We start from the raw sequence: 12,890 nt of genomic DNA, 5'->3' as shown, positions 1-12,890 counted from the left end.
CTGCCGGTCCCACCACCAGGGAGGCTTCCGATGTCCACCACAGAGATCGCCGAACTCCGGCGCACCATCGGCCAGTTGCGGCAGTGCGTGGGCGCATTGCGATCGCGCTACGGCGACGCGTCCGCGGTGCGCCGGCTGGCCAACGACGTCGAGCGGCTCGACATCGACACCGCTGATCTGGACGGGCACCCGCCCGCTGTGCCCGCGCAGGCGAAACCCGCCGAACGCGTTCCTGTCCCGGATACTCCCTACGATCCGGCGCTGTGGAGCGGCGCTGACGACGAAGGTGTCGGTGGCTACAAGCGCGACCAGCGGTGAGCGCCCCCGCTGACAACGACGTCAGCCGCGCCCGCACCGGTGTTCGAGCGCCGGGGCGGGCGCGGCTCGCCGCCCGGACACTGCGCACCGACCGGTGGTGGCTCTCGCCCCTGCTCACTGTGCTGGGGCTGGCCACCTTTGTCGTTTACGCGACTGTCCGGGCATTCGTGCGCACCGCCTACTGGGTGCCCGAATACCACTATCTGACGCCGTTTTACTCCCCGTGCGTGTCCACCTCGTGCGTCCCGGGATCCAGCCACTTCGGGCACTGGTTCGGCGAGATGCCGTCCTGGCTGCCGCTCGGCGTGCTCGTGCTGCCGTTCCTGCTCGGGTTCCGGTTGACCTGCTACTACTACCGCAAGGCCTATTACCGCTCGGTGTGGTTTTCCCCGCCGGCCTGCGCGGTCGCCGAACCGCACGCGCGCTACACCGGAGAGACGCGGCTGCCGTTGATCGTGCAGAACGTGCACCGGTACTTCTTCTACGTCGCGTGCATCGTTTCGCTCGTCAACACCTACGACGCCGTCGTCGCCTTCCAGAGCCCCACCGGGTTCGGCTTCGGGCTCGGCAACGTGATTCTCGTGCTGAACGTCGTGCTGCTGTGGGCGTACACGCTCTCCTGCCACTCGTGCCGGCACGTCACCGGCGGGCGGCTCAAGCATTTCTCGAAACATCCCGTCCGGTACTGGATCTGGACGCAGGTCACGAAGCTCAACACCCGGCACATGACTCTCGCGTGGACGACGCTCGGCACGCTCGTGCTGACCGACTTCTACGTGATGCTCGTGTCCAGCGGCGCGATCTCGGACCTGCGATTCGTGGGCTGATCCCCGGAAATCCAGCAGCGCAAGGCAGTTCTCCCCAGCTCGTGAGGTGGCTTATTCCATGACCGAGGTCGAACGGCACAGCTACGACGTGGTGGTGATCGGTGCCGGCGGCGCCGGTCTGCGTGCGGTGATCGAAGCGCGCGAACGCGGTTTCAGCGTCGCGGTGGTGTGCAAATCCCTGTTTGGCAAAGCGCACACGGTGATGGCCGAGGGCGGCTGCGCGGCGTCGATGGGCAACGCGAACTCGAACGACAACTGGCAGGTGCACTTCCGCGACACCATGCGCGGCGGGAAATTCCTCAACAACTGGCGGATGGCCGAGCTGCACGCTCGGGAAGCGCCGGATCGCGTTTGGGAGCTGGAAACCTACGGGGCGCTTTTCGATCGCACTGCGGACGGGCGGATCAGCCAGCGCAACTTCGGCGGGCACACGTATCCGCGGCTCGCGCACGTCGGTGACCGCACCGGGCTCGAACTGATCCGCACTATGCAGCAGAAGATCGTTTCGCTGCAACAGGAAGACTTCAAGAAGTACGGCGACTACGAGGCCCGGATCAAGGTCTTCGCCGAATGCACGGTCACCGAGCTGCTGCTGGACAACGGCGCGGTCGCCGGGGCGTTCGGCTATTGGCGCGAGAGCGGGCGGTTCGTGCTGTTCGAGGCGCCCGCGGTCGTGCTCGCGACGGGCGGCATCGGCAAGTCGTTCAAGGTGACGTCGAATTCGTGGGAATACACCGGCGACGGGCACGCGCTGGCCCTTCGCGCCGGCGCGAAGCTGATCAACATGGAGTTCGTGCAGTTCCACCCGACCGGGATGGTCTGGCCGCCGAGCGTCAAGGGCATCCTTGTCACCGAGGGCGTGCGCGGCGACGGCGGGGTGCTCAAGAACTCCGAGGACAAACGGTTCATGTTCGAGTACGTGCCCGAGGTGTTCAAGGGCCAGTACGCCGACAGCGAGGGCGAGGCCGACCGCTGGTACACCGACCAGGAGAACAACCGCCGCACTCCGGACCTGCTGCCGCGCGACGAGGTGGCGCGGGCGATCAACTCCGAGGTCAAGGAGGGGCGCGGGTCCCCGCACGGCGGCGTGTTCCTCGACATCGCGAGCCGGTTGCCCGCCGAGGAGATCCAGCGGCGGCTGCCGTCGATGTACCACCAGTTCAAGGAACTCGCCGACGTCGACATCACCAAGGAGGCCATGGAGGTCGGCCCCACCTGCCATTACGTGATGGGCGGCGTGGAGGTCGACCCGGACACCGGCGCGGCCAGCGTCCCCGGCCTGTTCGCGGCGGGCGAGTGCTCCGGTGGCATGCACGGGTCGAACCGGCTCGGCGGCAACTCGCTGTCGGACCTGCTCGTGTTCGGCCGCCGGGCCGGTCTTGGCGCGGCGTCCTATGTGGACGGGCTTGCGGACCGGCCCGCGGTTTCGCAGTCCGATGTGGACGCCGCGGCCGCGATGGCGCTCGAACCGTTCAACCCGCCCGCGGACGGCACGCCGGAGAATCCGTACACGCTGCACACTGAGCTGCAGCAGTCGATGAACGATCTCGTCGGCATCATCCGCAAGGCCGGGGAAATCCGGCAGGCACTGGACAAACTCGCGAACATCCGGCAGCGGGTGGGACAGGTGACGGTGGAGGGCCACCGGCAGTTCAACCCCGGCTGGCATCTCGCGCTCGACCTGCGGAACATGCTGCTGGTGAGCGAATGCGTCGCCCGCGCGGCGCTGACCCGCACCGAAAGCCGCGGCGGCCACACCCGCGACGACTATCCGTCGATGGACGCGGAATGGCGGCACCGGCTGCTTGTCTGCTCCGCGCGGCCGGGTGACAACCCGCTCGTGCCGGACGTCGACGTGGCCGTGAAGGAACAGGTGCCGATGCGGCCGGACTTGCTTGAGCTGTTCGAACTCGACGAGCTGGGCAAGTACTTCACCGACGGCGAGCTGGAGACCCACCCCGGGAGGACCGCGTGAGCTACCAGGCGAAGTTCCGCGTGTGGCGAGGCGACGCGACCGGCGGCGACTTGCAGGACTTCACCGTGGAGGTGAACGAGGGCGAGGTCGTGCTCGACATCATCCACCGGCTGCAGGCCACCCAGGCCGCGGATCTCGCGGTGCGCTGGAACTGCAAGGCAGGCAAGTGCGGCTCCTGCTCGGCGGAGATCAACGGCAAACCGCGGCTGTTGTGCATGACGCGCATGTCGACGTTCACCGAGGCCGAGGTCGTGACGGTCACGCCGATGCGCACCTTCCCGGTGATCCGCGACCTCGTCACCGACGTGTCGTTCAACTACACGAAGGCACGCGAGATCCCGTCCTTCACCCCGCCGGAGGGGCTGAAGCCCGGCGAGTACCGGATGCAGCAGGTGGACGTCGAGCGCTCGCAGGAATTCCGCAAGTGCATCGAGTGCTATCTGTGCCAGAACACCTGCCACGTCGTGCGCGACCACGAGGAGAACAAGGAGAGCTTCGCCGGGCCGCGCTACCTCATGCGGATCGCCGAACTGGAGATGCATCCGCTGGACGTCGCCGACCGCCGCGACTCCGCGCAGGACGAGCACGGGCTCGGGTTCTGCAACATCACCAAATGCTGCACCGAGGTGTGCCCGGAAGGCATCCACATCACCGACAACGCACTGATCCCGATGAAGGAACGCGTCGCCGACCGCAAGTACGACCCGATTGTCTGGCTGGGAGACAAGCTGTTCCGGCGCAATCGGTGACCCAGCGGGCTCCGTCCGCACGAGGCCGCGGCGCCCGGGTTCGCGACCGCGGGCGTATTCAGTTGTGGTGGGGCGATAGGCGGTTCCTCCTCAGGCAGCGACAGCGGGCGTAATGGCATGGATCAGATACCGCCCGGCCGGGCGGCTGGGCGAGCGCCGGTACCGATGCCGACATGGGTATCGGCATCGGCACTGGCACTGGCACTGGCACTGGCACCGATGATGAAACGGGACGCGCTGGCGGACCGCATCATCGAGGCGCTGGCCGTCTCGTGCCGCGGTTCCCGTGCGCAGCTGCGCGGTTCGCTGCGCACGGGAACCGCGGACGAGTACAGCGACATCGACGTCGAGTGGCTCGTGCCCGACGGGGGCCTGGCCGGCTGCCTGGCCTCCGTACGGGCGACGCTGGAGCGGGTGCAGCCGGTGGCGGCCGTCCGGACGGCGCCTGACTGCTTCCACTCGACGCGAAAGCGGTTGCTGTTCGTGCGGTTCGCTGAGGTTTCCTTGTTCTGGCGGCTTGATCTAGCCGTGCGCGAGGTTGGGGCCGGTCCGTGCGATCCGGCCGACCATGCGCGGGACGGAGAGTGGTCGAAGCCGGCCAGTGCGCTGGCCAACGCACTGGGAGCGATCAAGGCAGTTGCTCGCGGCCGCTACGACGATGCTCGCGGGCTCTTGTCACGGGGATGTTCTCGCATTGATGAGATCGACGTTAGCACGGGTTCCTGGGTCGAGGGCATCACTCGATTGGCTCGTGCCGCGGCGAGCCGGGAAGCGGAGCTTGCCACGCTGGCCGAAGAGACGATTTCCCTTGCCAGGGAAGAACTCTCCGGAAGGGAGGAGTCGTGATCACCGGCGCTCGCGTGATCCCCGGCGGCAAAAGACGCGGTGCCGGGCCGGGAATTCCGGCGGGGCGCACTGGAACCCGGACACGGAGAAGCGGGCGGCGGCTGGTTCGTTTTCCGTTTGCCCCCAACGGAACTCGCAGCGCGCCCGACCGGCGGAGAACCGCGGCAGGAGTTCTGCGGGGGAGCCAAAGCGGACGGTGCGGCGACGACAGCGTCGTGGGGCAAGCGAGTGTCGCTCCGGCTGCCCAGCGGGGCAGTCCCGCCGCTGGACCACCGCGACACCCGACAGCGCAAGGCCGAAAAACAAGAAACCCCCAGCGCCGCAAGGAAAGCAGCACCGGGGGCTTCGAGTGAAAGACGAACGAACCGTCAGAGAGGGCCGCCGTGCAGGCCGCCGGTCGCGGCGGTGGTGACTTCCGCGGCTTGCTTGGCGTCCGTGTCGATGTGCTTCTTGCTGCGGCGGTTGCGACGCTCCAGGTACGTCGCGAGCGCGGTCAGCAGCAGGCACATCGCGATGTAGATCGCGGCGGCCACGAGGGTCGACGGGACGATCGGGCGGCCGAAGTCGCCCTGGCTGCCGATGTAGCGGGCGTAGTACAGCAGCTCCGGGTACGTCACGAGGAAGCCGAGCGCGGTGTCCTTGAGCAGCACCACCAGCTGGCTGATGATCGTCGGCAGCATCGCGCGCAGCGCCTGCGGCAGCAGGACCGTGAACATCACCTGGGTCTTGCGCATGCCGAGCGCGTACGCGGCTTCGCTCTGGCCCTTCGGCAGGGACTGGATGCCCGCTCGGAAGACCTCCGCCAGCACCGAGCCGTTGTACAGCGTCAGGCCGAGCACCACCGCGAACAGCGGCGACGTGTCCACGCCGAGGGTCGGGAGGCCGTAGTAGAACAGGAACATCAGGATCAGCAGCGGGATCGCGCGGAAGAACTCCACGACGAATGTGCAGATCCCGCGTACCCACGCGTGGTCGGACAGCCGTCCGGCGGCGAACACCGCGCCGAACACGATGGCCAGCACCGCGCCCAGTGCGAAGGCCTTCACGGTCGCCAGCACGGCGTTCGCGAGGTCGCTCTGGACCTGGGAGTACTGCAGCCATTCCCACTTGCGGGCGGAGAACTGGCCGCTGTCGATGAAGCGGTAGACCACGAACGCGACCAGCGCCGCCACGACGACGATGCCGAGCACCGCGTAAAGCCGGTGCCGCACCCGTGCTTTCGGGCCCGGGGTGTCGAAAAGAACCGTGCTCATCGGGCCACGCTCCAGCGCTTCTCCAGGCTGCGCTGCACCAGCGACAGCACCGACACGAGGATGATGAAGCCGAGTGCCACCCACAGCAGCGCGATCATCTGGTTGTCGCCGCGCTCGGACACGTACTGCCGGATCGCGCCCGCCTCGGCGACCGAGAACCCGCTGGCGATCGTCGTGTTCTTCAGCAGCGCGATGAGCATGCTGACGAGCGGCGGGACGACCGACCGCAGCGCCTGCGGGAGGACGATGCCGCCGAGGATCTGCCCGGACGACAGGCCCAGCGCGCGGCCCGCCTCGGCCTGGCCGATCGGCACCGTGTTGATGCCCGAGCGCACGACCTCGCAGATGAACGCCGACGTGTAGATCGTCAGCGCCACCGCGGCGGTCGGGAAGTAGTCGATCTTGACGATGTCGAGCAGCGGGTAGGCGAACACGAGGAACGCGAACACCAGCGTCAGCGGCGTGTTGCGCAGGACGGTGACGTACGTCGTGCCGATCGCGCGCAGCACCGGGACCGGGCTCACCCGCAGCATCGCGAGGATCGTGCCCAGCACCAGGCTGCACGCTCCCGCGATCAGGAACAGTTCGATCGTGGTGAGAAAGAACGGACCGAAGAGGTCCAGATTGTCGAGCAGGACGTCCATGGAGCCTTCCCCGCGTCCGTGTGCCGATAGTGGGTGTACGGCGGCCGGTGGGCGAAAGCTTCGCCCACCGGCCGCCGGATCAGGTCAGTACCGCTCGATGGCCGGCGGCGTCGCGGGCGCGCCGGACTTGCCGAGGGTCGCGTCGTAGATCTTCTTCCAGGTGCCGTTGTCGATCGAGGCCTGCAGCAGGTCGTCGATCTTGTCGCGCAGCACCTTGTCGTCCTTGTTCAGGCCGATGCCGTAGGGCTCCTTCGAGAACGGCTTGCCGACGACCTTGAAGCTGTCCTTGTCCTGGGCGGCGTAGCCCTTCAGGATCGCGTCGTCGGTGGTGAGCGCGTCGACGTCCTTCGTCTGCAGCTTCTCCACGCACTGCGAGTACTTCTGGAACTCGACGATCTGGTCGGTCAGCTTCTGCTCGCGCACGCGCTGGATCGGGGTCGACCCGGTGACCGAGCAGACCTTCTTGCCCTTCAGCGTCTCCGGCCCGGTGATCGAGTTGTCGTCGGCGCGCACCAGCAGGTCCTGTCCGGCCTGGAAGTACGGGCCGGCGAACGACACGAGCTTCTTGCGCTTGTCGCTGATGGTGTAGGTGCCGACGTAGAGGTCGACCTGGCCGTTGGAGATGGCCTGTTCGCGGGCGGCCGAGTCGACCGTCGTGTACTTGATCTTGTCCTCGCCGAAGCCGAGGCCGGCCGCGACCATCCGGGCGATCTCGATGTCGAAGCCCTGGAACTTGCCGGTCTTCGGGTCCTTCTGGCCCAGTTCGGGCTGGTCGTCCTTGACGCCGATGGTGATCGTGCCCGCGGACTTGATCTTCGTGAACACCGGCGAGCCGTCGAGCTTGACGTCCTTGGCCACCTCGTAGGTGGGCAGCGGCGCGGCGCTGGCGTTGGCGTCCCCGCCGGAGCCGGCCGGGGTGCCTTCCTTGCCGCAGGCCGTGAGCAGCAGCCCGCCGGCGAGCAGAGCGGCCGCGAGGGTGCGGATCCTCATGTCAGTCTCTCCCATGTCTGTCCGGGAAACAGGTGCCCGGGAACTGTCGGTACCGATTCGGCGGGGCCGAGGGACACGGCCGAGTACAGCCACCTCGGACCCGGGGCGCCGGGGGATTCCCCCGAACGGGTCAGTGGGTCAGGATCTTGCCGAGGAAGTCCTTGGCGCGGTCGGATTTCGGCTTGGTGAAGAACTCCTCCGGCGTCGTGTCCTCGACGATCTCGCCGTCGGCCATGAAGAGGACGCGGTCGGCGGCGCGCCGGGCGAAGCCCATCTCGTGCGTGACCACGAGCATGGTCATGCCGTCCTTCGCCAGCCCGGTCATCACGTCCAGCACCTCCTGGACCATTTCCGGGTCCAGCGCCGAGGTCGGCTCGTCGAACAGCATCACCTTGGGCTTCATCGCGAGCGCGCGGGCGATCGCGACGCGCTGCTGCTGGCCGCCCGACAGCTGGGCCGGGTACTTGTCGGCCTGGTTCGCGATGCCGACGCGTTCGAGCAGTTCCATCGCGGTCTTGCGAGCCTGCGCCTGGGCGGTCTTGCGCACCTTCACCGGCGCGAGCATGACGTTCTCGACGATCGTCTTGTGCGCGAACAGGTTGAACTGCTGGAAGACCATCCCGACGTCGGCGCGCAGCGCGGCGAGCGCCTTGCCCTCGGCGGGCAGCGGAACGCCGTCCACGGCGATCTCGCCGGAGTTGATCGGCTCGAGCCGGTTGATCGCGCGGCACAGCGTCGACTTGCCCGACCCGGACGGCCCGAGCACGACGACGACCTGGCCGCGCGGCACCTCGAGCGTGATCTCGCGCAGCACGTGCAGCTCGCCGAAGTACTTGTTCACGGCGGCCGCCTTGATCATCGGCGTCGCCACCTCGGTGGTCATCGTGGCCTCCAGAGCTCCGTTGGTCAGCGGCGTCCGCGGAACTGGGGTTCCGCAACGCTTGCGGAAACCTACTACCGGGACATCTCTTGTAAAGACGGCTTGAGCAATACTTAGGGTTTCAACTACGTATCGGATGCGGCCGTCGTGGCGGCGTTCAGCCTAGTCGGGACTGTGGCGGCCGCCACGCACCGTGTCCGCGGGGCGTGGCGCCCTAGAGTCCGGCTACCGTGGTCTGGATCACCGGGGAGGAGCAAGCGTGCGCGTGCTGCTGGTGGAAGACGACGACCGGGTCGCCGGGGCGCTCGTGCCCGCGCTGGTCCGCCGCGGCCTCACCATGCAGCGGCTGCCGTCCGGGGCCGGGGTGCTCGACCGGGTCCACGACGTCGACGTGATCCTCCTCGACCTGGGGCTTCCCGACGTCGACGGCGTGGTGCTGTGCCGGCAGATCCGCGCGGTCAGCGACGTCGCGGTGATCGTCGTGTCCGCGCGCGGCGAGGTGAACGACCGGGTGCACGGCCTGCGCGCCGGCGCCGACGACTACCTGGTCAAGCCGTACGACGTGGAGGAACTGCTCGCGCGTGTCGAGGCCGTGCGGCGGCGGCGCGTGGAGCGGCCCGCGCCGTCCGTGCCGGTGGTGGAGGTCGGCGACGTCCGGATCGACCTCGCCCGGTACGAGGTGCTGGTGGCGGGCGAGCCGATCTCGTTGTCCCGCAAGGAGTTCCAGGTGCTCGCGCTGGTAGCGGCGGCGGGCGGCGCGGTGTGCTCGCGCGAACAGGTGCTCAACGAGGTGTGGGGGCACCGCGGCGCGGCGGAGAGCCGTTCGCTGGACGTGCACGTCGCCACCTTGCGCACCAAGCTCGGCCGCCCGGCGCTGATCGAGACGGTGCGCGGCGTCGGCTACCGCCTGGGCATCCGGCGGGACTGAACTGTGCGCGTCCGGCTGCAGGGCATCGTCGTCACGCTCGTCGCGCTGCTCGTGTTCGGGCTCGGCATCCCGCTCGCCCTCAGCATCGCGAGCAGCCTTCAGCAGAAGCTTTTCCTCGACCGGCTCACCGACACCTCGCGGTTCGCTTCGCTCGCCCAGCGGCCGCTGCTCGACAACCAGCTCGGCCTGCTGGAACCCGAACTGCGCCGGTACACCGAGGTGTACGGCGTGAAAGTGGTCGTGGTGAACCAGGACGGCGAGCCGGTGCTGAGCTCGGTGGGCGGCGCCGTCGACCGGCCCGCGATCCGGGTGCCGGTGAACGAGGCGCTCGCCGCCCGTCCGCCCGAAGCCGGGCCGTTGCTGATGCCGTGGGCGAGCAAGCCGCTGGTGCTGGCCGAGCCGATCCTCATCGACGGCGAGGTGCGCGGCGCGGTGGTGACGGAGTCCGCGACCGATCACGTCCGCACCCAGCTGCTGTGGCAATGGTTGCTGCTGGCCGCGTGCGCGCTGGTCGCGTTCGGGCTCGCGCTGCTCGTCGCGCTGCCGGTGGTGCGCTGGACGCTGCGCCCGGTGCGGAGGCTGGACGAGGCGACCGACGCGCTGGTCGCGTCTGTGGTCAGCGGCCGCGAGGCGGAGCCGGTGGGGGAGAGCGGCGGTCCGCCGGAGCTGCGGAAGCTGGGCCGGTCGTTCGACCGGATGGCGGCGAGTGTGTCGGAAGCGCTCGCCGCGCAGCGGGCGTTCGTCGCCGACGCCTCGCATCAGCTGCGCAATCCGTTGACCGCGTTGAAGATCCGGCTGGGCAATCTCGACGGCCAGGTCACCGACGAAGCCGCGGCGGCCGATCTCGAAGCGGCGCAGGTGGACGCCAAGCGGCTGAACCAGATCCTCGACGAACTGCTGTCCATGGCCCGCGCGGAGTCCGCTGGCGGCGAGCTGGTTTCCGAAGGCCTCGCCGAAGTGATCGCCGATCGCGTCGCCGACTGGTCCGTGGTCGGGGCGGCACGGGAGGTCTCGCTGGAGAGCGCGGTGGACGTCAACGGCGCGCGTGTGCTCGTGCCGCCGCGGGGGCTGGAGGTCGTGCTCGACGCGTTGCTGGACAACGCGCTCAAGTTCAGCCCTTCCGGTGCTTCCGTCGAGGTGGCCGCGAACGTCGTCGAAGACCGCGTGACGGTGTCGGTTCGCGACCACGGTCCCGGACTGCGAGAGGACGAGCTGGAGCGGGCCGTCGACCGGTTCTGGCGGAGCACAGCGCATCAGAACGTGCCCGGATCGGGGCTGGGGCTGGCGATCGTGACCGAGATCGTCCGGCATTCCGGCGGCGAGATTCAGCTGTCCCTGCCCGACGGCGGCGGGTTGCGGATCGCGATGGACTTCCCGGTCGCGGAGCGCTGATGGGCTCCGGCGGTCGCCGCGTGTCGCGAAGCGGCGGACGCGGTGTTCGGACAAGTCCTGCCGTGCGGCATCGGCCGCGACTGGACCGCCGACCGGACGACCTGGCCGCCGGTGCCGGTCTCGAAGGCGGCGGCGAGGTCATCTGCGCGGAGACCGCCGCGGCCGTTGGCTCGCCCCGCCCGGCACGCGCGCGGGCGGGTGGCGGGTCGTCGACGCGGACGGCCGCCGTCCAAACCGGCCGGGCCTCGTCACCGTGGTCTCGATCTAGACCTTCTCCGCGCGGTAATACGCCAGCGCGCCGGGATGCAACGGCAGCGGACCGGTCTCGATCCCCGGATGCACGTCGATCGACAGCGCCGCCCGGTTGACCGCCGCGAGCTGCGGGCGGGCGTCGTACAGGCCCTTCGTGAGCGCTTCGGCGACGTCGGCGGACATCGAGGTGGGCACGACCAGGAAGTTCGGCACCACCAGCGTCGTGACCGGACCGGGCTGGTCGTAGGTGCTGCCGGGGATGGTCGCGGTGCCGTACACCGGGCTGAACCGCTGCATGCCCGGCATCAGATCGGACATGTCGAGCAGCCGCAGCCCGACCTTGCGGTTGTACTCGGTGATGAGCGGCGTCGGCAGCCCGCCGGACCAGAACATCGCGTCGATCTTGCGGTTCTCGAGCGCGGAGAGCGAATCCTCCAGGCTCAGCTGGTTGACCGTGACCGCGCCTTTCAGCCCGGCTACCTGCAGCACCCGGTCGGCGATGTACTCGACGCCCGACTCCGGAGAGCCGACCGCGATGTGGCGGCCGCGCAGCATGGACACCGCGTTGTAGGGCGAGTCCTCGCGGACGACGATGTGCAGGTAGTCGTCGTGGATGCGGGCCAGCGCGGCGAGCTTGCCGGGGTGCGCGGCCGCCGCGTCCGCGGCCAGGTCCGCGGCGACGAACGCGACGTCCGCGCTCCCGGAAAGCACTCGGTTGAGGTTGTCGCGCGACCCCTGGGTGGCGAGCACCCGGGGCGTCTCGATGCCGAGTTCGCCCGCCCACGCCGACGCCAGCGGCCCGGCCAGATCGTGGTAGACGCCGCCCACCGACCCGGCCGCGACGCGCAGGTGCAGGTTCGCGAAGCTCGGCCCGCACCCGCTCAGCAGCACCAAGAGCACTGCCAGCGCCGCGGTCGGCCTCCATCGCATGCAGCGATGGTGCCAGAGGTCAGCCGGTGACGTCGGCCAGGCTGCCGCCCATCCGGATCTCGCCGAGCCACTGCGTCGCCGTCTCGTCGGCCTGGTGGTAGACGCCCCACTTCAGGTAGTTCCGGTCCCCGTCGATCGTGGTGCCGGTGTAGGTGGCGGACCCGTCGGAGAACGTCTGCCGTTCGCCGTCGAACCAGAACTGGATGGTGCCCTTGGTGCGGTCGGTGGAGATCCGGAACGCGATGTCGTGCCACTGGTCGTTGGAGACCGGCGCGTTCCAGAGTTTGACGCTCGTGTGATCGGTGGTCCATTCCTCCAGCTGGAGCTTGCCGCCGGAGATCTTGAGGACGATCGGATGGTTCGCGGTGCCGCTGCTCGGGCTGCATTTCAGCTGGAACACGTAGCGGCTGGTGGAGTCGGTGACGCGGTACTTCGACGACCAGCCGAGGTAGAAGGTCTTGCCCGCGGCGAGGTCGGGGCCGACCGCTTCGCAGCGCTCCTCCTTGGCGAGCTGCTCGGCGACCCACACCTTGCCCTTGGCGGCGTCGGTCGCGGTCTTGAAGTGGCCGTCGGCGCACTGGACCGAGTTGAACGCTCCCACGCCGTCGGCGGGGTCGGCCGACCAGGTGACCGACTGCGGAACCGGTTCCGCGGCGACCGGGGCGGCCGCCAGCGCGGCGACGACGAACGTGCTCGCGACCGCGGCCGCGGAGCAAGCGAAAACCTTGCGCACTTTTCCTCCAGAGCGGCGGCGGTCCGATTCGGAACAATGGCGATGATCTTATCTTCGGGAGTGTGCGGAAAACAATGGCGGAAATTGTTCCGCGGAGACCGTTCCGGTGCATTTCCGTTCCCGGTCAACGGCACATTTCCCGATTAGCGGAATGCTCGGCGAGGCACGTCGCA

The 12,890-nt window shown here is 68.7% G+C and carries 13 protein-coding genes; 7 read left to right on the top strand and 6 right to left on the bottom strand.

Annotated elements, in window-relative coordinates:
• Nucleotides 1-30 precede the first annotated feature (30 nt).
• From BM362_RS34185 to BM362_RS34165, 5 genes are all read left to right on the top strand, one after another.
• Nucleotides 31-318, top strand: a complete 288-nt coding sequence (locus BM362_RS34185) for a hypothetical protein (protein ID WP_067593471.1) — start codon at nt 31-33, stop codon at nt 316-318.
• Complete coding sequence (locus BM362_RS34180; RefSeq protein ID WP_067593474.1) at nt 315-1,145, top strand: hypothetical protein; 831 nt, start codon at nt 315-317, stop codon at nt 1,143-1,145. The genes BM362_RS34185 and BM362_RS34180 overlap by 4 nt, the downstream gene beginning before the upstream one ends.
• A gap of 58 nt (nt 1,146-1,203) precedes the next feature.
• Nucleotides 1,204-3,120, top strand: a complete 1,917-nt coding sequence (locus BM362_RS34175; protein ID WP_067593476.1) for a fumarate reductase/succinate dehydrogenase flavoprotein subunit — start codon at nt 1,204-1,206, stop codon at nt 3,118-3,120.
• On the top strand, nt 3,117-3,869 hold the full coding sequence (locus tag BM362_RS34170; protein ID WP_067593478.1) for a succinate dehydrogenase/fumarate reductase iron-sulfur subunit: 753 nt from the start codon (nt 3,117-3,119) through the stop codon (nt 3,867-3,869). The genes BM362_RS34175 and BM362_RS34170 overlap by 4 nt, the downstream gene beginning before the upstream one ends.
• Before the next feature lie 219 nt (nt 3,870-4,088).
• Nucleotides 4,089-4,715 carry a hypothetical protein gene (locus tag BM362_RS34165; RefSeq protein ID WP_067593481.1) on the top strand — a complete coding sequence of 209 codons (627 nt, stop codon included), beginning with the start codon at nt 4,089-4,091 and terminating at the stop codon, nt 4,713-4,715.
• Nucleotides 4,716-5,083: 368 nt separating this feature from the next.
• Here BM362_RS34165 and BM362_RS34155 read toward each other — a convergent pair whose 3' ends face one another.
• From BM362_RS34155 to BM362_RS34140, 4 genes are all read right to left on the bottom strand, one after another.
• Nucleotides 5,084-5,968: an amino acid ABC transporter permease gene (locus BM362_RS34155; RefSeq protein ID WP_067593484.1), complete on the bottom strand. Its 885-nt coding sequence runs from the start codon at nt 5,966-5,968 to the stop codon at nt 5,084-5,086.
• A complete protein-coding gene (locus tag BM362_RS34150) occupies nt 5,965-6,612 on the bottom strand; it encodes an amino acid ABC transporter permease (protein WP_037809751.1) in 648 nt (215 codons plus the stop codon). The genes BM362_RS34155 and BM362_RS34150 overlap by 4 nt, the downstream gene beginning before the upstream one ends.
• An 84-nt stretch (nt 6,613-6,696) precedes the next feature.
• A complete protein-coding gene (locus BM362_RS34145; RefSeq protein ID WP_093575988.1) occupies nt 6,697-7,602 on the bottom strand; it encodes a glutamate ABC transporter substrate-binding protein in 906 nt (301 codons plus the stop codon).
• A gap of 130 nt (nt 7,603-7,732) precedes the next feature.
• Complete coding sequence (locus BM362_RS34140) at nt 7,733-8,461, bottom strand: amino acid ABC transporter ATP-binding protein (RefSeq protein WP_202506678.1); 729 nt, start codon at nt 8,459-8,461, stop codon at nt 7,733-7,735.
• A gap of 280 nt (nt 8,462-8,741) precedes the next feature.
• Between BM362_RS34140 and BM362_RS34135 the strand changes: the two genes are divergently transcribed.
• Both BM362_RS34135 and BM362_RS34130 read left to right on the top strand, forming a co-directional pair.
• Nucleotides 8,742-9,410, top strand: a complete 669-nt coding sequence (locus BM362_RS34135; protein WP_067593489.1) for a response regulator transcription factor — start codon at nt 8,742-8,744, stop codon at nt 9,408-9,410.
• A gap of 3 nt (nt 9,411-9,413) precedes the next feature.
• Nucleotides 9,414-10,802: a sensor histidine kinase gene (locus BM362_RS34130; RefSeq protein WP_093575986.1), complete on the top strand. Its 1,389-nt coding sequence runs from the start codon at nt 9,414-9,416 to the stop codon at nt 10,800-10,802.
• A 264-nt stretch (nt 10,803-11,066) separates the two neighbouring features.
• On the opposite strand, the gene BM362_RS34125 is transcribed toward BM362_RS34130, so the two are convergent.
• Nucleotides 11,067-11,984, bottom strand: a complete 918-nt coding sequence (locus BM362_RS34125; protein WP_067593495.1) for a TAXI family TRAP transporter solute-binding subunit — start codon at nt 11,982-11,984, stop codon at nt 11,067-11,069.
• 19 nt (nt 11,985-12,003) lie between these two features.
• The gene (locus BM362_RS34120) at nt 12,004-12,717 is read right to left on the bottom strand and encodes a heparin lyase I family protein (RefSeq protein WP_093575985.1); all 714 of its coding nucleotides are present in this window, start codon (nt 12,715-12,717) and stop codon (nt 12,004-12,006) included.
• Nucleotides 12,718-12,890 lie beyond the last annotated feature (173 nt).

The organism is Amycolatopsis rubida, assembly GCF_900115345.1.
Lineage (GTDB): Bacteria > Actinomycetota > Actinomycetes > Mycobacteriales > Pseudonocardiaceae > Amycolatopsis > Amycolatopsis rubida.
This window is presented reverse-complemented; position numbering and strand designations above follow the sequence as displayed.

What these genes read in the sequence shown, in the direction of transcription:
- BM362_RS34185 (WP_067593471.1), top strand. Translation starts at nt 31, where the DNA reads ATGTCCACCACAGAGATCGCCGAACTCCGGCGCACCATCGGCCAGTTG.
- BM362_RS34175 (WP_067593476.1), top strand. Translation starts at nt 1,204, where the DNA reads ATGACCGAGGTCGAACGGCACAGCTACGACGTGGTGGTGATCGGTGCC.
- BM362_RS34165 (WP_067593481.1), top strand. Translation starts at nt 4,089, where the DNA reads ATGATGAAACGGGACGCGCTGGCGGACCGCATCATCGAGGCGCTGGCC.
- BM362_RS34155 (WP_067593484.1), bottom strand. Translation starts at nt 5,968, where the DNA reads ATGAGCACGGTTCTTTTCGACACCCCGGGCCCGAAAGCACGGGTGCGG.
- BM362_RS34150 (WP_037809751.1), bottom strand. Translation starts at nt 6,612, where the DNA reads ATGGACGTCCTGCTCGACAATCTGGACCTCTTCGGTCCGTTCTTTCTC.
- BM362_RS34145 (WP_093575988.1), bottom strand. Translation starts at nt 7,602, where the DNA reads ATGAGGATCCGCACCCTCGCGGCCGCTCTGCTCGCCGGCGGGCTGCTG.
- BM362_RS34140 (WP_202506678.1), bottom strand. Translation starts at nt 8,461, where the DNA reads ATGATCAAGGCGGCCGCCGTGAACAAGTACTTCGGCGAGCTGCACGTG.
- BM362_RS34125 (WP_067593495.1), bottom strand. Translation starts at nt 11,984, where the DNA reads ATGCGATGGAGGCCGACCGCGGCGCTGGCAGTGCTCTTGGTGCTGCTG.